Source organism: Paenibacillus tyrphae, from assembly GCF_000722545.1.
Taxonomy (GTDB): Bacteria; Bacillota; Bacilli; order Paenibacillales; family NBRC-103111; genus Paenibacillus_G; species Paenibacillus_G tyrfis.
The window spans coordinates 1-22,901 of sequence record NZ_JNVM01000032.1 but is presented as its reverse complement, the minus strand read 5'-3'; the positions used below and the strand labels follow the sequence as shown (position 1 = coordinate 22,901).

Below are 22,901 nucleotides of genomic sequence, written 5' to 3'. Positions count from 1 at the left end.
GATTCCGAAAGGAGCCTGAAGATGGAAAGAATAAACTTCTATTCGGTTAAGCAAGTCAAAGAAAAAAGTGGGTTATATCATTTGAATAGTAAAAAAATAAGCTCTCCGGAAGATGCAAACCAGATTATTCAGACCGTTCTCGATTTGAATAACGAAGCGGTTGAGAAGTTTGGCATTCTGACGCTGGACTCACGCAATGTTGTGGCGGGTATTCATGTCCTCGCCATCGGCACGTTGAATGCAGTGCTAATTCATCCAAGGGAAGTTTTCAAAGCGGCCATTTTGAACAATGCAGCCAGTATCGTGCTGTTCCATAACCACCCTTCCGGCGATCCGATGCCAAGCGAGGAGGATATCGAAATCACGCAGAGGATTGTCGAAGCCGGCAATCTGATGATGATCGAAGTGCTCGACCATATTATTACAGGCGATGGGAAGTATTGCAGCATGGCTGAGCAAGGATTGCTGAACAGGGGCCAGTCTGAACCTGAAAAATGAATCCGATCCGCTTACTCCTTAAGCGAGGTCGGATTTTTTTGTTTCTGCATTGTTCGAAATGTCACACTGGAGGGCAAGTTTAGAATTCTCCCAACTGGAAAAACTGGGTAATAGATAGATGGGAGGATGAACAGATGAAGCAGATCATACTTATGACCGACGGCTGCTCCAATGTCGGAATTAGCCCGGTCGTCGCGGCGGCCGAAGCGAAAACGAATGGTATTATCGTTCACGTCATCGGGGTGCTCGACGCTGGCGAGATCGGCGAGCTAGGCGCTTCCGAGATTGACGAGATTGCCGCAGCGGGTGGCGGCATGAGCCGGACCGTGCAGCCGTCGCAGCTTTCGCAGACGATGCAGATGATGACGCGTAAAACAGTCGTCCAATCGATTCAACAGGTGGTCGGGCAAGAGCTGCGGAGCATTCTGGGCCAGACGACGAAGCTGGAAGCTTTGCCGCCGGAGCAGCGGTCCGAAGTGGTGCGGGTCATTGACGATTTGACGGAAACGGCGGATCTGAAGGTCGCTTTGCTGATCGACGCCAGCGCCAGCATGAAGCCGAAGCTGCCGGCCGTCAAGGAAGCGATCTACGATCTGCAGCTCAGCCTGCAATCGAGAATGGGCGAGAGTCTGCTGTCCGTTTTTCATTTTCCGGGTAACGTATCGGGCGATCAGGAGGTCGAGATGGACTTCGGCTGGACCCGCGACCTTGCAAATTTGAACCGGTTGTTTTATAAATTAAACATGAAGGGTACGACGCCGACAGGACCGGCGCTGCTCAAAGTCGTTGAATTTATGAACGGCTCGGCCGATGATACATATAGAAGCAAGCATAATGCAGCGGGGGATCGGCCGACGGCCGACAGCCGCATGAGATCAAGCGAGGATGGGATATTCGGTGACTACGTCGTTTAGGCCCGCTTTTTCGGCGGGAACCCTCGTAAACGGCAAATGGAATCATAACGCGTACCGTGTGGAGCGGCTGCTTGGCGAAGGAGCCAACGGCAAAGTATATCTGGTCTCCCGGGGGAAGCGGTATTACGCGCTTAAGGTCGGCTTCGACGCCGTGGACCATCAGTCCGAGGTCAATGCGCTGAAGGCGTTGTCCCAATCGTCCACATCGTTTCAGCAGACGTTGATTGATGTCGACGATTTTTCATGGGAAGGCACGGATTATCCTTTTTGCGTCACAAAGTATATCAAAGGAAAGTCCTTGACGGAATACATGAAGCAGTACGGCAGCGATTGGATTCATCTCATCGGGTTGAACCTGCTGCGGAAGCTGTCCGAGCTGCATGCGAGCGGCTTCGTCTTCGGTGACTTGAAGGCCGAGAATATGATCATATCGGGCTATGGCGACGTGGCCTTGATCGATTTCGGCGGCGTAACGGCCAAAGGACGCGCGGTAAAACAGTTTACGGAGGTGTACGACCGCGGCTTCTGGAATGCCGGTACACGGATGGCGGACGACGCGTACGATCTGTTCGCCTTCGCGGTACTGGTGCTAAGCGTGACGGACCGGGAACGCCGGTTTCACTCTGTGAATTCGCTGCTGCCCCAGAACCGCAACGTCGAGTGGCTGCTCGATATGCTGAAGGGCAATGCGCTGCTCGCGCCGTCGGCTCCGGTGCTGCGCAAAGCGCTGACGGGCCGCTACACGAGCTCCAAGCAAGCGCTGGCCGACTGGCGCGCCCGCGGCTCGGCTTACCGCCCGGTGCGCAAGAAGCCGGTTAAAGGGGGCTGGATCAAGCTGTGCTTCGCCGCTTCTTTGCTGATGTTCGGCGCGGCCATTTATTTCGTATTGCAATAAAATGCAGACAAAGGCAATTCAAGACGGCCCGGATCGGGTAATAGTCAAACGAGAAGGTTCGTCAGACGAGAGGTTGTTCATTCATGGAGACGGCGGAAACATTATCTTTGCAAGTGGAGCGCTTTATACAAGACGAAGCGTTGATCGAACCGGGGGACGGCGTGGTCGTGGCGGTATCGGGCGGACCCGATTCCGTCGGGCTGCTGCACCTCCTTTTTGCGTTATCCGGCCGTTATCGTTTCCGGCTTACCGTCGCTCATGTGAATCACGGCTTCCGGGGCGCCGAAGCGGACCGGGAGGCGGAGCTGGTGAAGTCCCTCGCCGAGCGATGGGGCCTTCCTGTGGAAACGATCTTCATCGACATGCCCCGTATTATAGAAGAAACGGGTCGGAACCCCCAAGCCGCCGCCCGGGACAAGCGGTACGAGTTTTTGTTCGACGTGGCGAGGCGAACGGGTTCGCGGCGAATCGCGCTCGCCCACCATGCGGACGATCAGGCGGAGACGGTGCTGATGCGGCTGCTGCGCGGAACGGGGCCTTCGGGATTGTCGGGCATTCCGGTGCGCAGAATGGTAGAAAATGGTTTGGAACTCATACGTCCCTTGCTGCGTATATACAAAGCGGATATTATCCGGTACTGCGAAGCGGAGGGGCTGCCGTATTGTACGGACAGCAGCAATTTGGAGAGAAAGTACGTTCGCAATCAGGTGCGAATGGATGTGCTCCCCTTTCTGTCCCGCTATAACGAACAGCTGCCCGCGGCGTTGAACCGGCTGGCGGAGACGATGGCCGGAGAAGACGATTTTATGGACCGGGAAGTCCGGCGGATCTGCGAGCGGCACGTAACCCGAAAAAACGCTTGTTACAGCTTTTCCGCAAAATGGTATACAGGGGTACATGTTGCTTTACAAAGGCGGTTGATTAAACTAATATTAAATTATCTTGCTTCCGACCCGGATTCCATGGATTTCCTGAAAGTCGAACAATTTCGGACGGCTGTTCTGCGTGAACGACCGTCCAATTTTCGATTGGAAATCGGGCAGAACATCGCGCTCAGCAGGGAATATGATCGTATTGCGGTTCATACTATGGTGTTACGACCTCTCCCTTACGCGTACATGCTGCGCGAAGGCCAGACGGAGCTTGCGATTCCCGAGACGGGAGTCCGCCTCAAGCTCCGCCTCTTGGACAGCGAAGAGGAGCACCCAGAATGTACCGATGCCTGGACCGCCTGTTTCGATGCGGAGGAACTTGCCATGCCTCTCACGGTCCGAAGCCGCCTTCCGGGAGACCGGATGAAGCCGCTCGGACTAAACGGGACGAAAAAGGTAAAAGATATGTTCATCGATGCGAAAGTGCCTCCTACCTTGCGCGAGACGATTCCGATCCTTGCGGACGCCGGCGGCAGCGTGCTTTGGCTACCGGGCGTTCGGCGGTCTTCGGCCGCTTCGATAACCGGTCGAACGAAGCGAATGCTACATATTCAAGTGGAAATTCATGGCAAAGATTTTTATTAAAGTGGGAGGACCTCTCTTGCAAAACGACATTCAAGAAGTACTGTACAGCGAGCAGCAAATTCAAGACAAAATCAAAGAAATGGGCGAGCAGATCAGCCGCGATTTCGAAGGACGCAACCCGTTGGTCATTTGCGTACTGAAGGGCGCGTTCATCTTTATGGCCGATTTGGTCAAGCAGATTACGATTCCGCTTGAGCTCGATTTCATGGCCGTATCCAGCTATGGCGCATCGACGAAATCGTCGGGTGTGGTCAAAATCATTAAGGACCTCGATATTTCCGTAGAGGGACGCCACATTGTGATCGTCGAGGACATTATCGACAGCGGCTTGACGCTGAGCTATTTGATCGACGTGCTGGAACGCCGCAACGCCCTTTCCATTACCGTCGCCGCGTTATTCGACAAACCGGCGCGTAGATCGGCAGAGTTGGACGCAGACTATAAAGGCTTCGTGATCCCGGACGCGTTCGTGGTGGGATACGGCTTGGACTATGCGGAGAAATACCGGAACCTGCCGTATGTCGGCGTGCTGAAGCCCGAAGTTTACTCCCAATAGCATTTCTTGAGATGCCAAGACTTGCTGTGGTACAATATACAAAGTTGCCGTTGTTGAGAGGAGGTAGGGGATGAATCGCATTATTCGCAATACAGGCTTTTATCTGCTCATTTTTTTGGTCACCGTCGGAATCGTTCATTTTATCAGTACACAGAATGAACAGAAAGACACCATCAGCTACGATAAGCTCCGCGTGGCCTTAGTCGAAAAGAATGTCGAATCCATCATCGTAAAATACGATGCTCAAACGTATCTGGTTCGGGGGAAATATAAGAACGCTTCTACGGATAAGAAAAATTTCGAATCTCGTGCGCCTTATGACCCGCAAATCTTCCGTTTGATCGAAAACAGCGACATTCCCCAAGGGAACGTTTACATCGAGAAAATGGAAGGGGACAATGTTTGGATCAGCTTCCTTACCTCCATTATCCCGTTTGTGATCATCTTCATCCTGTTTTTCTTCCTGTTGAATCAGGCGCAGGGTGGCGGCGGAAAAGTCATGAACTTCGGCAAAAGCCGGGCAAGGCTCTATAATGAAGAGAAGAAGCGCGTAACGTTCGAGGACGTTGCCGGAGCCGATGAGGAGAAGCAAGAGCTGGTTGAAGTGGTCGAATTTTTGAAAGACCCGCGCAAATTCGCAGCCGTAGGCGCCCGTATCCCGAAAGGGGTTCTGTTGGTCGGTCCTCCGGGTACCGGTAAAACGCTGCTTGCCAGAGCCGTAGCCGGTGAAGCCGGTGTGCCGTTCTTTAGTATCAGCGGTTCCGACTTCGTGGAAATGTTCGTAGGTGTCGGTGCTTCCCGTGTACGCGATTTGTTCGAAAATGCTAAGAAAAACGCCCCTTGTATCATATTTATAGATGAAATCGATGCTGTCGGCCGTCAGCGCGGCGCCGGATTAGGCGGCGGGCACGACGAGCGCGAGCAGACGCTCAACCAGTTGCTGGTTGAGATGGACGGCTTTGGCGCCAACGAAGGAATCATCATCGTGGCCGCAACGAACCGTCCGGACATTTTGGACCCTGCCTTGCTGCGTCCGGGACGCTTCGACCGTCAAATTACCGTTGACCGTCCGGATGTGAAAGGCCGCGAAGCGGTGCTGAAGGTGCATGCACGCAACAAGCCGCTGGCTAAAGATGTGAAGCTGGATCAGCTTTCCCGTTACACAACCGGATTTACCGGTGCGGACCTTGAAAACCTGTTGAACGAAGCGGCGCTTATTGCAGCCCGCCGCAACCGGAAAGACATTTCGATGGACGAGATCGACGAGGCGTTCGACCGCGTGATTGTCGGAACGCAGAAGAAGAGCCGCGTCATCAGCGATCGCGAGAAAAGAATGGTCGCTTTCCACGAAGCCGGCCATACGATTGTCGGTGTTCATGTCGAGGACGCTGACGTTGTGCACAAGGTAACGATCATTCCGCGCGGCCGCGCTGGTGGTTACGTCATGATGCTGCCGAAGGAAGGCGAAGACCGGATGATGCAGACAAAGAATGAGCTGCTTGACAAAGTCACCGGACTTCTTGCAGGACGCGTCTCCGAGGAACTGTTCATCGGTCAAATCGGAACGGGGGCTTACAGCGACTTCCAACGAGCCACAGGCATCGTACGCCGCATGATTATGGAGTACGGAATGAGTGACAAGCTCGGTCCGATGCAGTTCGGGGCAACGCAGGGTCAAGTATTCTTGGGCCGCGATATCGGACACGAACAGAACTACAGCGATGCTATCGCTTACGAGATCGACCAAGAGATGCAATCGATTATGCGCGCCTGCTATGACCGGGCCAAAGACATTTTGACCAAGTATAGCGACCAAGTGCGCTTGATAGCTGAAACGTTGATCGAGAAAGAAACGCTGGAGAAGGAACAGATTCGCGAGCTGATCGAGACCGGCAAGCTCGGACCCGTGAAAGAAGACGGGGAAGTGAAGCCGGATGATGTGAAAGTGAACATCCAGGGGCAGCATCAAGAATCCGAAGCCAACAAGCTTGATTTCGAGAAAAACGAATCGGATGGCGACAAAGAGGAAAATAAATAATTTTGCAAACAAAACCGGTGCCGCAAAGCGCCGGTTTTTCCTTTTAGGCTAAAACGGAACGTTGATCGAGAAACTAGCCTTAGGAAAGGGAGCGGATCGGCCCATAAGACGAGACCGGAATTTTCCGGCCTTTTTGTACTTATTTCAGCATTGACACCGCCCGGTCTGTTGTGTAAATTAAGTGTAAATCTTTAAACACTTTGTGAACATTTTCACCAGCTATTGCAGCACGTTCCAGAGAGATATGATTTGGAAACATCAGGGTGGTCATACGAAAAAAAGGATGGTGCGTCATGGAAGCATTAGCGTTGGAGCGTAAAGCGGAACAGCAAAAAGAGCTGAAAGAGCGGATCGCCCAGCTGAAGAAAGAACGGAATGCCATTATACTTGCTCATTATTATCAGCGTGACGAGATTCAAGAGGTAGCCGATTTTCGCGGGGATTCGTTCCTGCTGGCTCAAAAAGCCGCTTCCACCGACGCCGATGTGATCGTATTCTGCGGCGTGCACTTTATGGGTGAAAGCGCAAAAATATTGGCCCCGAACAAAACGGTACTCATCCCGGATGAGCGGGCCGGCTGTCCGATGGCCGACATGGTCAATGTCGACGGTCTGCGGGCACTCAAGCAGAAGCATCCGAACGCCAATGTCGTGGCCTACATTAATACGTCGGCGGACGTCAAATCCGAGACCGACATTTGCTGTACGTCGGCCAATGCCATCAAAGTCATCAACTCGGTCGACTCCGATGAAATCATCTGGGTACCCGATAAAAACCTGGGTGATTACGTTTCCAAATTTACCGATAAGAAAATGATTATTTGGGAAGGTTATTGCAACACTCACGACATGCTGACCGTCAAAGATGTTGAAGAGATGAAAGCTCAATATCCGAACGCGCAATTCGTCGTTCATCCCGAATGCCGCCCGGAGGTCGTCAAGCTCGGTGATTTTGTCGGCAGTACAACAGCCATCATCAAATATTGCAGGGAATCCGATTGTCAGGAGTTTATCGTCGGCACGGAAGATGGTACGGGGTATCAGCTCCGGCTCGACAGCCCAAACAAAACGTTCCATTTTGCCACCAAATATTTGGTTTGCCCGAATATGAAGGTAAACAACTTGAAAAAAGTGGTCAAATGTTTGGAGACGAACCAACCTCAAATTTATGTTCCGCCGCAAGTGGCCGACAAAGCCAGAACATCCTTGGAGCGCATGCTGCAGGTCAAGTAGCATGCGCTACTTCCTTGTTGAACGGGTGAGAGCTGATGATACCTCGTTATTTGGTTAATTTCGATGTGCGGCAGCTGCCGCAGGTACATACCGACGTCATTGTGATCGGCGCAGGAATCGCCGGTCTTTTCACGGCACTACGTTCCGCTGAGAACCATAAAGTGCTGATGGTCACCAAAAAGTCGCTGCTGGATAGCAACACCCGGTACGCCCAGGGGGGAATCGCGGCAGTCATCTCGGATGAAGACTCGCCGGCCTATCACCGGCAGGATACGCTGATCGCGGGAGCCGGACTTTGCTCTTCTGCGGCCGTGGACGTTCTTGCCCATGAAGGACCCGCCGGGGTTACGGATTTAATCCGGATGGGAACCGAATTCGATATGGAGGACGGACGCTATGCGCTGACGAAAGAGGGGGCGCACAGCCAAAGGCGCATTCTTCATGCACAAGGGGACGCTACCGGTGCGGAAATCGTGCGTGCGTTGTCCGAGAAAACGAAGCAGGATCCGAATATCGAGATTTGGGATGACCATTTTGTAATCGATTTAATTACGGATAACGGCGAATGCTATGGCGCCTTGGTTCAAAAACCGGACGGCAGCCGGGTGATCGTTCATGCGAAGGCGACCATCCTATGTACCGGCGGAGCGGGGCAATTGTTCCGCTATACGACCAATCCCGATATCGCCACCGGAGACGGCATTGCGATTGCCTACCGGGCAGGGGCGAATATCCGGGACGTGGAGTTTATTCAGTTCCATCCGACGGCTTTGTGCTATCCGGGAGCCCCAAGGTTTCTTATCTCTGAAGCGGTACGCGGGGAAGGGGCCATACTGCGCAATATTAACGGCGAGCGGTTCATGGAACGGTACCATCCGCAGCTGGAGCTTGCTCCGCGGGATATTGTCGCCCGGGCGATCGTCAGCGAAATGGAGAACACCAAGTCGACCTTCGTCTACATTGATTTCACGCACGAATCGGAAGAAACGGTGAAGCACCGGTTTCCGACGATTTACGAATACTGCCTGTCCTACGGACTCGATTTATCGTCCGATTGGATCCCGGTAGCTCCGGCCGCTCATTACATGATGGGCGGGGTAGAAACTGACCTGCACGGAGAAACGAGTGTTAAACGGCTGTTTGCGTGCGGGGAAGTGTCCTCTACGGGTGTACATGGGGCCAACCGGTTGGCAAGCAACTCGCTTTCCGAAGCGATTGTGTTCGGGCGGCGGATTGTCGAGCGGATCGACCGCTTGTCGCCGATCGCGGAGCTTCCCCACATTCAAGAGGAGCAGCGGTCCAAGGATAACGCCATTCAGCCCGTTGTCGAAAAGAAGCTGAAGCTGCAAAAGGTAATGCTTCGGTATGCAGGGCTCAAGCGGCACGCTCAAGGATTGGAAAAAGGTTACGACGAGCTGAAGCGGCACGTATCGATCTTCGACAGCTGTTTGGCCAAGCGGGAAGAATATGAATTTGCCAATCTGCTTATTTGCGCACTTCTGACGACGCAGGCCGCGTTGATTAGGCAGGAAAGCCGCGGGGGACACTACCGGGAGGACTTCCCGGACAAGGATGACGTGGTTTGGCGCAAGCATACCGTGTTTAATCGTGCCAACGGCATTACGGAAGGACGGATTGATGATGTTTGAGTTGAACCGGTCGAATTTGGAACGAAGCTTGCGGGCTTGGCTTGAGGAAGACATCGGGATGGGCGACGTCACGACGATGACGACGATTCCAGCAGAATCACAAGCCAAAGGCATTATTCACGTCAAAGACGAGGGCATTATCGCCGGGCTCTCGGTAGCCGAAGCGGTCTTTGCATTGGTTGATCCACAGCTTCGGTTCGAAGCGAAGGTGAATGACGGTGCAGCGGCCCGGTACGGCACCGTGATCGCGGAGGTATCCGGCAGCACCCGCAGCATCTTACTCGGGGAGCGGCTCGCGCTGAATTTGCTGCAGCGCATGTCCGGCATTGCTACACGTACGCGCCAGTTCGTGGACCGGCTGGAAGGACTGCCGGTTCGTCTCGTGGATACGCGCAAAACAACACCAGGCCACCGGATGCTGGAGAAATATGCGGTTCGTGTCGGGGGAGGACATAATCACCGGTTCGGACTGTATGATGCTGTCATGATCAAAGACAATCATATTAAGGGAGCAGGAGGGATCCGCGAAGCTATCGTGGCGGCCCGCTCTCAAATTCCGCATACGATGAAGATTGAAGTCGAAGTGGAGACCTTCGAGCAGCTTGAAGAAGCGTTAGCGGCCGGTCCCGATATCGTCATGCTCGACAACATGTCGCCGGAGCAAATGTCGCAAGCCGTACAGCGCATGAAAAATCAGGCTCCGCATATCATGGTAGAAGCGTCGGGAAACGTTACGCTGGATACTGTCCGCGGCATTGCCCAGAGCGGGGTGGACGTCATTTCCGTCGGTCGGCTGACCTATTCCGTTCAGTCGCTTGATATCAGCTTGGATCTGAACGAACAGAAAGGTTCCGCGGGAGAAAAGGCGGGCCGGTCATGATCTTAGTGGTGGATGTAGGGAATACTAACATCGTGCTCGGGATTTACGACGGGAAGCAACTGCTGCACCACTGGCGGCTAAGTACTAACCGGTCGGCCACTTCGGACGAGTACGGAATGACCATGTACAACCTATTCCAGCATGCGGGAATCGGCCTGGATCAGGTCGATGGCGTCATTCTTTCTTCCGTCGTGCCGCCTCTAATGTTTGTGTTAGAACAATTGTGTTTAAATTATTTGAAGAAAGCGCCATTGATTGTAGGACCTGGAATCAAGACCGGGCTGAATATCCGTTACGAGAACCCGAAGGAAGTCGGCGCAGACCGGATCGTGAATGCAGTCGCTGCCATCGAACTGTACGGCTCGCCTTGTATTGTGGTCGATTTTGGAACGGCTACGACGTTCGACTATATCGACGAGAGGGGCCAATTCATAGGCGGGGCCGTGGCGCCTGGAATTAGCATTTCCACCGAAGCTCTGTATCAACGAGCGGCAAAGCTGCCCCGAATTGAGCTGGTGAAGCCGAAAAGCGTCGTTGGCCGCAATACGGTCGCATCGATGCAAGCTGGGATTATTTTCGGCTTCGCCGGTCAAGTGGATGGAATCGTGGACCGGATTAAGCAGGAGTTCCGGGTTGAGCCGAAAGTTATTGCTACGGGCGGGCTGGCAGAGCTCATTGCAGGGGAATCGCGCACGATCGATTTGATCGATCCGCTTCTCACGCTGCAGGGATTACAAATTATATATGAACGCAATATCAGCTAGGGGGTCTGAATATTCGCAGCAAGCAGGACCCCTTAATCCGGCTTCCCGGACCCTGGCCTGTAGCGTCATTAGAACAGAAGGAGCTTTGTCATGCAAGATTATTTAATCAGGGCCACGGCCTATGAAGGAAAAGTACGCGCCTTTGCTGTCCGCACCACCGGCATTGTTGAAGAACTGCGCCGCCGTCATCAAACCACGCCTACCGCGACCGCTGCTTTGGGACGTACGGCAACAGCTGCGCTGATGATGGGCATCATGCTTAAAGGCGAAGAAAAGCTGACCGTTCAAGTCAAGGGCGGCGGGCCGATCGGCCAGATCGTCGCAGATTCCAATGCTCACGGAGAAGTACGCGGGTATGTGGACAATCCGGCTGTCGATTTGCCTTTGAATCAGATCGGAAAACTGGACGTGGCCGGTGCTGTCGGTACCGACGGTTTTTTGTATGTCATTAAGGACCTCGGGCTCAAAGAACCTTACCGCGGCAGCATCCCGATCGTTTCCGGCGAGCTCGGCGAAGATTTTACGTACTATTTTGCCAAATCCGAACAAACGCCTTCGGCTGTCGCTTTGGGCGTGCTGGTCGACGTGGATTATACCGTGAAAACTGCCGGCGGATTCATCATTCAATTGCTGCCGGGATTAACGGATGACGAGATTTCACAGATTGAAAAGGAGCTGGCGGCTCTTCCGTCGATTACGTCCTTGCTTGACCGCGGAGACCGTCTGGAGGACATCCTCGCTACGCTGCTTCCCGGGGCTGAAGTGCTGGAGAGACGCGACGACATACGTTTTCAGTGCAAATGCTCGCGCGAGCGCGTCGAGCAGACTTTAATAAGTCTAGGGCGGGACGAATTACAGCAAATTGTGGAAGAAGACGGCAAAGCGGAAATCGTGTGCCACTTTTGCAACGAAGCCTATCGTTTCAGCGGGGAAGACCTTGAAGCGATTCTCAAGTCCATATAAAACGACAGGATGGCGAAGAGCCGCCAGTCGATATAGAGAGTGATTATACGAGGAGATAGGGTATGCGAAACATTAAAGTATTATGGGGCGTGATCGCTGTGTTGCTGGTCGCGGTAATCATCCTATCCTCCGTATTAATGGCCCACTCCTTATACCCATCCCCTACCGATAAACATCCGGACCCCCAGAAGCAGGACGGAGAGGCGCAAATTTTGGCCACGATCGGAGAGAAAAAGATTACGTTAGCCGAATTGGAAACGCAACTGCTGGCCGCGCACGGACGCGAGCTCTTGGACCGAATGATCGACCGGGAAGTGGTACGCTTGGAGGCGAAGGCCTTAGGCGTCGAAATCGGCGACAGCGAAGTGCAGCAGGAAATGAAGCGGATGAAGCAGGGGTACGAAAGCGAGCAAGCATTTTTAGAAACGATGAAAAATCAGCTGGGTTTAACTCCCGATACGCTCAAAGAGGACGTTTACCACAAGCTGTTGGCCGATAAAGTTGCCATTCGCAACATCCGGATTACCGATGAAGAAGTGCAGGCGTATATTGCGGCGCATCCGGACGAATTCCGGACACGCGTAGAGCTCCGCCTTCAGCAGATCGTGACGGCCAGCAAGGAGCAGGCCCAGCGAGCATTGAACGACTTGTCCAAAGGCGCCGATTTTGCCCAAGTAGCCAAGGAGCGTTCCCTTGATGATGCGACGCGCGACAGCGGGGGAGACTTGGGCTGGCTGGAAGAGAGCGATCCGTTCGTTTCCGCCCCGATCATGAAGACTGCCAAGCAGCTAAAGCAAGGGGAAGTTGGTAAACCCGTGGAAGTCGACGGCAAATATATAATCGTTAAACTGAGAGAGCGTAAAGAAACTTCCACGGAAGAGCCTGCAGTGGTTCGGGAGCGGGTCCGCAAAGATCTCGCCCTTCGGGAAGCTCCTCCAATGAAGGAGATGCTGCGTACGCTCCGAGATAAGTGGAAAGTATCGATCCGGGTAAATTTCTAGGAAACGGCAGGGAATTGTATTGACAACCACCGTAGGGGTTGATAAGATTACAATATAATACCCACTAAATTACTCGGATATTTTGACGTGAACTTGAGGAGGAGAACGGAATGGCCAGATTAGTGCAAAGCGTTACGCAATTGATCGGGGACACGCCATTGGTCAAATTAAACCGTGTCGTACCGGAGGGCAGTGCGGAGATCTACGTGAAGCTGGAATTCCAAAACCCGGGCGCCAGCGTAAAAGACCGGATTGCCATCAGCATGATTGAAGTGGCCGAGCAAGAAGGCCGTATCAAACCGGGCGATACGATCGTCGAGCCGACGAGCGGAAATACGGGGATCGGTCTGGCGATGGTCGCCGCGGCCAAAGGCTATAAGGCGATTTTGGTCATGCCGGAGACGATGTCCATGGAACGCCGCAATCTGCTTCGCGCTTACGGTGCGCAGCTGGAGCTGACGCCGGGTGCGGAAGGGATGAAGGGCGCCATCAAGCGTGCGGAAGAAATCTTGGCCGAAAATCCGGGTTACTTCATGCCTCAGCAGTTCAAGAACCAAGCGAACGTCAAAATTCACCGCGAAACGACCGGTCCGGAAATCGTTGAAGCGATCAACGGGCATGACGGCAAGCTGGACGCATTCATTGCCGGGGTCGGAACGGGCGGAACGATTACAGGCGCCGGTTCGGTGCTCAAGGAACACTTCCCTAACATTAAACTTTACGCTATCGAGCCTTCGGCTTCTCCGGTATTGTCCGGGGGCAAACCGGGTCCACACCGCATTCAAGGGATCGGAGCCGGCTTTGTGCCGGATATCCTAGACACCGGCATTTATGACGGGATCATTGCGGTAGAGAACGAGGAAGCGTTCGAAACGTCCCGTCGCGTAGCGAAAGAAGAAGGCATCCTGGGTGGCATTTCGTCCGGAGCGGCCATCTTTGCCGCACTGAAGATCGCCAAGGAACTTGGCCCCGGCAAGCGCGTCATCGCTGTCGTTCCAAGCAATGGCGAGCGATACTTGTCCACGCCGCTATATCAATTCGAGGACTAAGCCTTTTAAAGGAATCTAAGCCTGCTCATCCTGCAAAGGTTGAGTGGGCTTTTATTTTTCTACCTTTCCCATGAAATTGGGAAGGGAGTTGTTGTTGTTCGTGGGTTAGTCGGAGGAGAAATCGCGTTTCGCGGCGAGTTTTTTTGCTCCATCCCCTTCTACTTCCATAAAATTCTAGGGAGATGGAGCAAAAGGTGTCTGAGCTAAAGCGAAACGCGATTTTTCCGCAGACTGCGCAAGGGGCCCGGGCTCTCCCGATTCATCTCCGACTCCCTTCCCCTATTTCGCCGCCCTTTTATTCGTCCGCAATTTCAAGTATACTAATCCCAACATTAAACGACGAACGCAAAAGGAGGACGGAACATGCTCCTGACATCCTATCATCAATGGCAGCAGTGGGCTCAGGACTATACCGTGCTTCCATATGTTATCCGGTTTTCGTTAGAGCAAAGCCGCCCGCTTTCCTGGGCGCTTATTTGGGAGGAAGCGGCTCCCGGTTCCTTCGTGTTGGAGAGCGGCAAGGGCGGCCGCTACAGTTTTTTTGGCATTCGGCCCGCTTCGGCTATTCAGGGAACAGGCTACGAGGCGACGGTCACGCAGCAGGATGGCCGCGAAGAGAAGCGGCATGGAGTGCCGCTGGAGCTGGTCAAAAGTTGGCTTGCCCCTTTCCGCTCGCCGGTTGTAGAGGGGGCCCCGAAGTGGATAGGCGGATGTGTCGGATTTTGGGGCTACGATGTGATCCGAACCATTGAACGGCTGCCGGTCCGGGCAAAAGCCGATTTGGCCGTGCCCGATTATGCTTTTGTTCGAGTGGACGAGCTTTGGATTATCGACCATGAAACCAATCAACTGTTTTGTGCAGTCCATACGGAGCTTTCGCCGCAGCAAGCAGAGGAGCCGGGTTGGCTTGAAGCCCGGTATAAGGAAGCGGAGCAGACCGCAGCCCGGATGAAAGGTTTGTGGGATCGATTGACGGAGGCTGCCGCCAATCCGCTCTTGCAGGAAGAAGCGGTCCGGAAGCGGGCGCTTATGGAAGAAGACCGCCTGCAGGTGGACGTTGATGCCATTGAAGGGATAGCTGCCGATTTTCCGAGAGAAGCCTATATGGATGCGGTGCGCAAAATTCGCGAGTATATCAGTGCCGGAGACGTGTTTCAGGTTAATCTGGCGGTGCGCCAGAACAAACGGCTTGAGGCCTCGCCTGAAGAGATCTATGAGTGGCTGCGGCTGGTTAACCCTTCCCCTTATATGGGACTGATGCGTTTCCGCGATTTTCAGCTTGTATCGGGCTCTCCGGAGCTGCTGGTCCAGCTTGAACGAGGAACCGTCCGTACCCGTCCGATCGCAGGCACCCGTCCTCGCGGCATGAGCCCGGAAGAAGACCAGCAGCTGGCGGATGAACTGATCCATCACGAGAAAGAACGGGCCGAGCATATCATGCTTGTCGATTTGGAGCGTAACGATCTCGGACGAATTTCGACATACGGGACTGTAAAGGTCAAAGACTTTATGGTCATTGAGTACTATTCCCATGTGATGCATATCGTGTCGGAAGTTGAAGGAAAGCTGGCCGAGGGGCGCGATGCCTTTGACGTCATTGCCGCGACATTCCCGGGCGGCACGATAACCGGCGCTCCAAAAATCCGCACCATGGAGATTATCGAGGAACTGGAGCCGGTAAGAAGAGGACCATATACCGGGTCTATCGGTTGGATTGACTATAATGGCGATATGGAATTTAATATAATCATACGCACGCTCATCGCAACAGGCGGCAGAGGATACGTGCAAGCCGGGGCGGGGATTGTCATCGACTCGATTCCGGAGAAGGAATACACAGAATCGATTAACAAAGCAAAAGCCATGTGGAAAGCAATCCAATATAGCGAACGAAAAAATCCATGTCCCGCGGGAGGTAGAAAATCATGATTTTGGTCATCGACAACTACGATTCGTTTACGTACAATTTGGTGCAGTATTTGGGGGAATTGGGCGAAAAGATCGAGGTGCGCCGCAATGACGAGATCGATCTGGAGGGGATCGAAGCGTTAAAGCCGGACCATATTCTGATCTCTCCGGGGCCTTGCACGCCCAACGAAGCGGGAATTAGCCTGGCGCTGATCGAACGCTTCAAAGGCCGAATTCCCATTCTCGGCGTCTGTCTCGGCCATCAATCGATCGGTCAGGCATTTGGCGGCGAAGTCATTCGCGCAGAACGGCTGATGCACGGGAAGACCTCGGAAATATTCCATGACGGTCAAGGGATCTTTAAGGATATGCCGTCTCCGTTTACGGCAACGAGGTATCATTCGTTAATCGTAAAAAGAGAAACGCTGCCTGATTGCTTCGTGATCACAGCCGAAACGGCCGAGGGCGAAATTATGGGTCTGCGCCATAAAGAATACCCGATTGAAGGCGTTCAATTCCATCCCGAGTCGATTATTACCGATCATGGACATCAAATGCTGCGCAATTTCTTGAACGAAACGGCTGTGGGCCAAGCGTGAAAATCGATTTAAACGGAAACGTCATAGAGGAACAAAAGGCCGTGGTCTCCGTATACGACCACGGTTTTCTTTACGGTATGGGCTTATTCGAGACGTTCCGCACTTATGGCGGGCGTCCCTTTTTGCTGGAATGGCATTTGGAGCGGCTGGCCGCAGGCTGCCGGGAGCTGGACATCCGCTACGTTCCCGATCCGGACGGCTTGCAGGCCCGGATTCGCAGACTGCTTGAAGTGAACGAATTGGCGGACGCCTACTTCCGTTTCACGGTTACGGCGGGCACGGACATTCTCGGTCTTCCAGCCGAATCGTACAAGCACCCTTCGGAAATTCTTTATGTAAAATCGCTGCCGCCGATCGATTCGTCGGTTTATATGAACGGGAAACCGCTGCAGCTCCTCGAATCCCGTCGAAATTCGCCGGAAGGTACGATTCGACACAAATCGCTGCATTATATGAACAATATTTTGGCGAAACAAGAACTCCGGCGCTATCCTTGGGCGGCTCAGGCGGAAGGTCTCCTGCTGGATGCCCAAGGCTTCTTGTCGGAAGGAATCGTCAGCAATTTGTTTTTTGTGCGCGGCGGAGCGCTGCATACGCCTTCGGCGGAAACGGGGCTTCTGCCCGGCATCACGAGACGCTATGTGATGACGGTGGGGCGAGAGACGGGAATATCCGTATCGGAGGGCCTTTACAGGTGGGAAGATCTTACTGGAGCGGACGAAGTATTTTTGACCAATTCCATTCAAGAAATCATTCCGGTGACAAACCTGTTCGACCGGGAAGGAATTGCGCACACCGTCGGCGACGGTACGGCAGGTCCTGTCACGGCAAAATTGCTGTCCCGGTATAGGAACCCTTGTTCTGGTTAGGTACAATAGCTCAAGCTAAGGAGGAAAAATCATGAACGCTAGCGTGGCGGATTCTAACAAGCTCAAGCAGTTGTTGAGCGGGTCGAGGACGATCGTTATGGGGATTCTCAATGCGACCCCAGACTCCTTCTCGGACGGGGGACGGTATATTGATCCGATCGCTGCTGTAGCCCGGGCGCTGGAGATGATTGCGCAGGGAGCCGAAATCATTGACGTGGGCGGCGAATCGACACGTCCCGGCGCTCCCGCCGTCTCGCTGGAAGAAGAGCTGGAACGGGTCATCCCTGTCATTCGCGCGTTGCGGCAGGCAGGCATCGATACGCCGATTTCCATCGACACGTATAAGGCCGAAACGGCAAGACAAGCGATGGCCGTGGGCGCGAGCCTGCTCAATGATATATGGGGATTGCAGAAGGAGCCGGACATGGCCCGCGTAGCTGTGGAATACGGCTGTCCGATCGTTCTGATGCATAATCGCACCGAAGCGGTGTATGCTAACTTTATCCAAGACGTGATCGAGGATCTGCGGGAAACGGTTCGTCGGGCGCATCAAGCGGGGATTCGTGACGAGCAGCTTATTTTGGACCCGGGCATCGGATTTGCCAAAACATACGAACATAATTTGCAGCTGATGAACTATCTGGACCGGATCGTCTCCTTAGGCTACCCTGTGCTGCTCGGCACATCGCGCAAAAGCATGATCCGCCGTGCGTTGAACTTGCCGACGGACGACGTGGTGGAAGGAACCGCGGCTACCGTTGCGCTCGGCATTGCCCAAGGCTGCCGAATCGTCAGAGTGCATGATGTGAAAGCCATGCGGCGTGTTGCCGATATGACCGACGCCATAACGCGGCACCGATGAAGCGGCTGCTTGTATGACGCGACCGCAACTTGAAGGAGGAAGATGAAGTTGGATAAAATGATGCTGAAAGGGATGGCCTTTTACGGAAACCACGGCGTTTTTCCGGAGGAAAACAAGCTGGGGCAGCGCTATTACGTAGATGTCGAGCTGTACCTTCCGCTGGACCGGGCGGGCCGCTCCGACCGGGTGGAAGACACCGTCAATTATGCCGAGGTACATGATTTGATAAAAGCGATCGTCGAGCAGAAAACGTTCAAGCTGATCGAGGCGCTGGCCGAGCATATTGCATCCGAGGTATTGCGAACTTATACTAGTATAAATGAATTGACCGTTCGCGTCGTCAAGCCGCACCCGCCGGTAGCCGTTCATTTTGACGGTTTCACGATCGAAATTCATAGGAAGCGGGAAGCCCGCTGATGAACGATGGAGATATGCAGCCGGCTGAAGCTTGCGAACGGGCTTACATCGGACTTGGCTCCAATATCGGAGACAGGGAGCGCTTCCTGACGGAAGCCGTTCGTTTGCTTCAGGAGCACCTGCTGATTCGCGTTACCGGCCAATCGTCCTTGTATGAAACCGATCCGGTTGGCAATACAGATCAAGGCCCCTTTTTGAATATGGCAATCGAGGTGACGACGACGCTCTCCCCGGAACAACTGCTGGAGCAGTTGATGGAAACGGAACGGCAGCTTGGCCGCGTCCGCGATATTCGCTGGGGCCCTCGTACCATTGACCTTGATATGCTGATGTACGGCGACGTCAGACGTCAGCTGCCCGAATTGACACTGCCACACCCGCGCATGCATGAGCGGGCATTCGTTCTGATCCCTCTTATCGAGGTATTGGAGCTTCATCACCAGCCGCAGGCCGCGCCTTTACGGGCGTTTTTGGAGCGTGCGGAAGGAAAGGAAGGCGTTACACTTTGGAAAAAAATGCAATAGCCCAGCGCATCCGCGCTTTTCGCAAACTAAAAGGATTTACCCAAAACGAACTGGCGGAACGATTGGACGTATCCATTGCCGTCCTCGGCTCCATTGAGCGGGGAACGCGCAAGGCAGACCCGAAAATCGTCCGTAAAATATGCGAAACGCTTGGGATTGAGCCGGAAGAGCTTTATTTCCAAGCAAGCGGTAAATAAAGCCACCCTTCTCAGAAAGGAGAGATACGATGTTAACGATAGGCAATGTCACTGCCCCAAACAAAGTGGTCCTGGCCCCGATGGCAGGCGTCTGCAATCCGGCTTTTCGCTTGATCGCGAAAGAGTTCGGCTGCGGCCTCGTCTGTGCCGAGATGGTCAGCGATAAGGCCATCCTGCACGGAAATCATCGCACGCTGGAGATGCTGTACGTCGACGAGCGGGAGAAGCCGCTCAGTCTGCAAATTTTCGGCGGCGACACCGAAACGCTCGTCGAAGCGGCCAAATATGTGGACCAGCATACGAATGCGGACATCATCGATATCAACATGGGCTGTCCTGTGCCCAAAATTACAAAATGCGACGCGGGGGCGCGTTGGCTGCTGGACCCCGACAAAATCGAGCAGATGGTCTCGACCGTCAGCCGGTCCGTCAGCAAACCGCTAACCGTGAAAATGCGGATCGGCTGGGACGACGATCATATTTACGCGGTGCGGAACGCGAAAGCCGTAGAGAACGGCGGCGGCGCAGCCGTATCCGTTCATGGGCGCACGAGAGTACAGATGTATACCGGACATGCGAACTGGGACATCATTAAAGAGGTCAAGGAAGCTGTTTCGATTCCGGTGATCGGCAACGGGGATGTTTTTACCCCCGAGGATGCGAAGCGGATGCTCGACCAGACCGGTGTCGACGGCGTCATGATCGGACGCGCGGCACTGGGCAATCCGTGGATGCTGTACCGGACCATCCAATATTTGACCAAAGGGGAGCTTCCTCCGGATCCGAGCCCGCAAGAGAAAATCCGCATTGCGGTGCTGCATTTGGACCGGTTGACGGCTCTGAAAGGCGAAGCGGTAGCGGTCAAGGAAATGCGCAAGCATCTGGCCTGGTACTTGAAGGGGCTGCACGGCGCGGCGCGGATCAAAGACGCCATTATGGAGCAGACGAAACGCGACGCCATGGTTCAGCTTCTCACCGACTTTATCGAATCGCTCGATCAGCGTGAGGCAACCGTCCACTAGTCCGGTTCGATGGGCGAAACCGGGCCGTTTGGCTTCAATTGACATTTGAATGGGGTTGCAATATAATCAGTCAATAGTCATTTGCGGCCGACGGTTGGTGGCATCAAGCAGCGTCGCGTTCATATAGTAATTATCAGTGAATTCATACTCGATTGGGCTCGAAATATGAAAATCTTTCACACGACGGGAGATAGGTAGTAATGGCGGAAAAAGAAGTCATTCTCACGCAGGAAGGTTTGAAAAAGCTCGAGGAAGAGCTGGAGCATTTAAAGTCGGTGAAGCGCCGCGAGGTGGCCGAGCGGATTAAAGTGGCGATCGGCTACGGCGATATCAGCGAGAACTCGGAATACGAAGATGCCAAGAACGAACAAGCGTTCGTTGAGGGTCGTGTTATCACTTTGGAGAAAATGCTGCGCAACGCGCGGATTATCAACAACGACGAAGTCGATACGGATGCGGTGAACGTCGGTTCCATCGTTATCTTGAAGGACCTCGAGTTCGGGGATATCGTCGAATACTCCATCGTGGGTACGGCGGAATCCGACCCGTTCCAAAACAAAATTTCCAACGAGAGCCCGGTCGGCAAAGCCATTCTCGGCAAGCGCAAAGGGGCAATCGTCGACGTCAGCGTACCGGCAGGCGTTATTCAGTACGAAATTATCGATATCAAGAAGTAAACGGCGACAACAAAAGGAGCTTCCTCAGGAAGCTTTTTTGACTATAGGGCCGGGAAGCTTTACTTACGAACCAAGGAGCTGGAAACATGACTGTGGAATTGGAATTGAATGAATTGCTGCAAATTCGGCGCAACAAATTAGATGAATTGCGTGGCCTTGGGGTCGATCCGTTCGGGCAAAAGTTCGAAAGAACGCACCATGCCGGCGATATTTTCAAAGCCTACGAAGACAAATCCAAGGAAGAGCTTGAAGCGCTTTCCGCCGAAGTAAGCATTGCCGGGCGGATTATGCAGAAGCGGGAAATGGGCAAAGCGGGCTTTGCGCATATTCAGGACATCACGGGCAAGATTCAAATTTACGTGCGCGCCGATGCGTTGGAAGAAGCCAAGTACAAGGCGTACGAACTGCTCGATATCGGCGATTTGATCGGCGTTCGCGGCACCGTCTTCAAGACGAAAACGGGCGAGCTTTCCGTTAAAGCGAATTCGGTGGAAGTGCTGTCCAAATCGCTGCTGCCTTTGCCGGAGAAATATCACGGTCTCAAAGACGTCGAGCTGCGATATCGTCAACGTTACGTGGACTTGATCATGAACCAAGACGTGCAGCAGACCTTCATTTTGCGTTCCAAAATCATTCAGTCGATGCGCCGCTATCTGGATTCCCGTGGCTATTTGGAAGTCGAGACGCCAACCCTGCATGCCATTGCAGGCGGTGCGGCCGCTCGTCCTTTCATTACGCATCATAATGCGCTGGACATGCAGCTGTATATGCGAATTGCGATCGAGCTGCATTTGAAGCGTTTGATTGTCGGCGGGATGGAGAAAGTGTACGAAATCGGCCGGGTCTACCGTAACGAAGGTATTTCGACGCGCCATAACCCGGAATTTACGATGATCGAGCTGTACGAAGCGTATGCCGACTATAAAGACATCATGAAGCTGACGGAAGAGATGATCGCGCATATTGCTCAGGAAGTGCTGGGGACGACCAAAATTACGTATCAAGATCAAGAAATCGATCTTGCTCCGTCATGGCGTCGCGTCTCGATGGTCGATGCGATTAAAGAAGTGACAGGCGTTGATTTCAGCGTTCAGATGACGGACGAGGAAGCGCATCGCTTGGCCAAAGAACACAATGTACCGGCTGAGCCGATGATGACCTTCGGTCATATCGTAAACCAGTTCTTTGAGACGTTCGTCGAGGAGACGCTTATTCAGCCTACATTTATCACGGGGCATCCGGTGGCGATTTCCCCGCTGGCGAAAAAGAACGAGCAGGACCCCCGGTTCACGGACCGTTTCGAGCTATTTATCGTGGCTCGCGAGCATGCTAACGCGTTTACCGAGCTGAACGATCCGATCGATCAGCGGGAACGGTTTGAATCGCAGCTGGTGGAGCGGGAACAGGGGAACGACGAAGCGCATGAAATGGACGAAGACTTCGTACGCGCTCTCGAATACGGTATGCCGCCGACCGGAGGTCTCGGGATTGGGGTCGACCGTCTGGTGATGCTGCTTACGAATGCTCCGTCGATTCGTGACGTGCTGCTTTTCCCATTGATGCGTGAGCGCCAAGGCGAATAATTTCGAATAAGCAAAACATGCTTCGCCCTTCTGGGGAAGCATGTTTTTTTGTTTGCTTTAGAGTTAATTCAAAAGGGAGAAAATAACAGTTGCAAAGTGCAGGGACGTTTGGTATATTAGTCATTGTCGCTTCTGCGGCTGAGCTCGAAAGAGCCGAGCATGAAAAAAGAAATTAAAAATAATGCTTGCAATCAGCTAGGCAGATGTGATATATTAAAGAGGTCGCTTTCGACGGGTTGTAAAACGAAGTCGAAAGATGACGAATGAAATTGCCCTTTGAAAACTGA

The 22,901-nt window shown here is 53.5% G+C and carries 23 protein-coding genes; all 23 read left to right on the top strand.

Annotation, left to right across the window (positions count from 1 at the left end):
* Positions 1 to 21: 21 nt before the first annotated feature.
* A complete protein-coding gene (locus tag ET33_RS29205) occupies positions 22 to 498 on the top strand; it encodes a JAB domain-containing protein (RefSeq protein WP_036690437.1) in 477 nt (158 codons plus the stop codon).
* A 134-nt stretch (positions 499 to 632) separates the two neighbouring features.
* Complete coding sequence (locus tag ET33_RS29200) at positions 633 to 1,412, top strand: vWA domain-containing protein (protein ID WP_036690436.1); 780 nt, start codon at positions 633 to 635, stop codon at positions 1,410 to 1,412.
* Entirely contained in the window at positions 1,396 to 2,307 is a 912-nt protein-coding gene (locus ET33_RS29195) for a protein kinase domain-containing protein (protein WP_036690433.1), read from the top strand. The genes ET33_RS29200 and ET33_RS29195 overlap by 17 nt, the downstream gene beginning before the upstream one ends.
* Before the next feature lie 83 nt (positions 2,308 to 2,390).
* The gene (gene tilS, locus ET33_RS29190; RefSeq protein WP_036690431.1) at positions 2,391 to 3,824 is read left to right on the top strand and encodes a tRNA lysidine(34) synthetase TilS; all 1,434 of its coding nucleotides are present in this window, start codon (positions 2,391 to 2,393) and stop codon (positions 3,822 to 3,824) included.
* Positions 3,825 to 3,840: 16 nt separating this feature from the next.
* Positions 3,841 to 4,380 carry a hypoxanthine phosphoribosyltransferase gene (hpt, locus tag ET33_RS29185; RefSeq protein ID WP_036690429.1) on the top strand — a complete coding sequence of 180 codons (540 nt, stop codon included), beginning with the start codon at positions 3,841 to 3,843 and terminating at the stop codon, positions 4,378 to 4,380.
* 70 nt (positions 4,381 to 4,450) lie between these two features.
* Positions 4,451 to 6,418, top strand: a complete 1,968-nt coding sequence (ftsH, locus tag ET33_RS29180) for an ATP-dependent zinc metalloprotease FtsH (protein ID WP_036690426.1) — start codon at positions 4,451 to 4,453, stop codon at positions 6,416 to 6,418.
* A gap of 293 nt (positions 6,419 to 6,711) precedes the next feature.
* The gene (gene nadA / locus ET33_RS29175; protein ID WP_036690424.1) at positions 6,712 to 7,650 is read left to right on the top strand and encodes a quinolinate synthase NadA; all 939 of its coding nucleotides are present in this window, start codon (positions 6,712 to 6,714) and stop codon (positions 7,648 to 7,650) included.
* A gap of 35 nt (positions 7,651 to 7,685) precedes the next feature.
* Entirely contained in the window at positions 7,686 to 9,299 is a 1,614-nt protein-coding gene (nadB, locus tag ET33_RS29170) for an L-aspartate oxidase (RefSeq protein WP_036690420.1), read from the top strand.
* Entirely contained in the window at positions 9,292 to 10,179 is an 888-nt protein-coding gene (gene nadC, locus ET33_RS29165; protein ID WP_036690515.1) for a carboxylating nicotinate-nucleotide diphosphorylase, read from the top strand. The genes nadB and nadC overlap by 8 nt, the downstream gene beginning before the upstream one ends.
* Positions 10,176 to 10,943 carry a type III pantothenate kinase gene (locus ET33_RS29160; RefSeq protein ID WP_036690418.1) on the top strand — a complete coding sequence of 256 codons (768 nt, stop codon included), beginning with the start codon at positions 10,176 to 10,178 and terminating at the stop codon, positions 10,941 to 10,943. Before nadC ends, ET33_RS29160 begins: the two co-directional genes overlap by 4 nt.
* Positions 10,944 to 11,033: 90 nt before the next feature.
* Positions 11,034 to 11,906 carry an Hsp33 family molecular chaperone HslO gene (gene hslO / locus ET33_RS29155; RefSeq protein ID WP_036690416.1) on the top strand — a complete coding sequence of 291 codons (873 nt, stop codon included), beginning with the start codon at positions 11,034 to 11,036 and terminating at the stop codon, positions 11,904 to 11,906.
* 62 nt (positions 11,907 to 11,968) lie between these two features.
* Positions 11,969 to 12,907, top strand: coding sequence for a peptidyl-prolyl cis-trans isomerase (locus tag ET33_RS29150; protein ID WP_036690414.1), 939 nt, complete (start codon positions 11,969 to 11,971; stop codon positions 12,905 to 12,907).
* A gap of 110 nt (positions 12,908 to 13,017) precedes the next feature.
* Positions 13,018 to 13,956, top strand: a complete 939-nt coding sequence (cysK, locus tag ET33_RS29145) for a cysteine synthase A (RefSeq protein ID WP_036690411.1) — start codon at positions 13,018 to 13,020, stop codon at positions 13,954 to 13,956.
* A gap of 363 nt (positions 13,957 to 14,319) precedes the next feature.
* A complete protein-coding gene (locus ET33_RS29140) occupies positions 14,320 to 15,885 on the top strand; it encodes an anthranilate synthase component I family protein (protein WP_036690409.1) in 1,566 nt (521 codons plus the stop codon).
* On the top strand, positions 15,882 to 16,463 hold the full coding sequence (pabA, locus tag ET33_RS29135; protein WP_036690406.1) for an aminodeoxychorismate/anthranilate synthase component II: 582 nt from the start codon (positions 15,882 to 15,884) through the stop codon (positions 16,461 to 16,463). Before ET33_RS29140 ends, pabA begins: the two co-directional genes overlap by 4 nt.
* Positions 16,460 to 17,332, top strand: a complete 873-nt coding sequence (pabC, locus tag ET33_RS29130) for an aminodeoxychorismate lyase (protein ID WP_036690403.1) — start codon at positions 16,460 to 16,462, stop codon at positions 17,330 to 17,332. Before pabA ends, pabC begins: the two co-directional genes overlap by 4 nt.
* Before the next feature lie 31 nt (positions 17,333 to 17,363).
* A complete protein-coding gene (folP, locus tag ET33_RS29125) occupies positions 17,364 to 18,194 on the top strand; it encodes a dihydropteroate synthase (RefSeq protein ID WP_036690400.1) in 831 nt (276 codons plus the stop codon).
* Positions 18,195 to 18,242: 48 nt separating this feature from the next.
* Positions 18,243 to 18,611: a dihydroneopterin aldolase gene (gene folB, locus ET33_RS29120; RefSeq protein ID WP_036690512.1), complete on the top strand. Its 369-nt coding sequence runs from the start codon at positions 18,243 to 18,245 to the stop codon at positions 18,609 to 18,611.
* Positions 18,611 to 19,135: a 2-amino-4-hydroxy-6-hydroxymethyldihydropteridine diphosphokinase gene (gene folK, locus ET33_RS29115; protein WP_200879244.1), complete on the top strand. Its 525-nt coding sequence runs from the start codon at positions 18,611 to 18,613 to the stop codon at positions 19,133 to 19,135. The genes folB and folK overlap by 1 nt, the downstream gene beginning before the upstream one ends.
* Positions 19,117 to 19,332 carry a helix-turn-helix domain-containing protein gene (locus ET33_RS29110; RefSeq protein ID WP_036690397.1) on the top strand — a complete coding sequence of 72 codons (216 nt, stop codon included), beginning with the start codon at positions 19,117 to 19,119 and terminating at the stop codon, positions 19,330 to 19,332. Before folK ends, ET33_RS29110 begins: the two co-directional genes overlap by 19 nt.
* A 29-nt stretch (positions 19,333 to 19,361) precedes the next feature.
* The gene (gene dusB, locus ET33_RS29105; protein ID WP_036690394.1) at positions 19,362 to 20,354 is read left to right on the top strand and encodes a tRNA dihydrouridine synthase DusB; all 993 of its coding nucleotides are present in this window, start codon (positions 19,362 to 19,364) and stop codon (positions 20,352 to 20,354) included.
* Between the two features lie 200 nt (positions 20,355 to 20,554).
* Positions 20,555 to 21,031 (top strand): transcription elongation factor GreA, encoded by a 477-nt coding sequence (gene greA, locus ET33_RS29100; RefSeq protein WP_010501503.1) that lies wholly within the window; start codon positions 20,555 to 20,557, stop codon positions 21,029 to 21,031.
* An 86-nt stretch (positions 21,032 to 21,117) separates the two neighbouring features.
* A complete protein-coding gene (gene lysS, locus ET33_RS29095) occupies positions 21,118 to 22,614 on the top strand; it encodes a lysine--tRNA ligase (RefSeq protein ID WP_036690392.1) in 1,497 nt (498 codons plus the stop codon).
* The last annotated feature ends 287 nt before the right edge of the window (positions 22,615 to 22,901 follow it).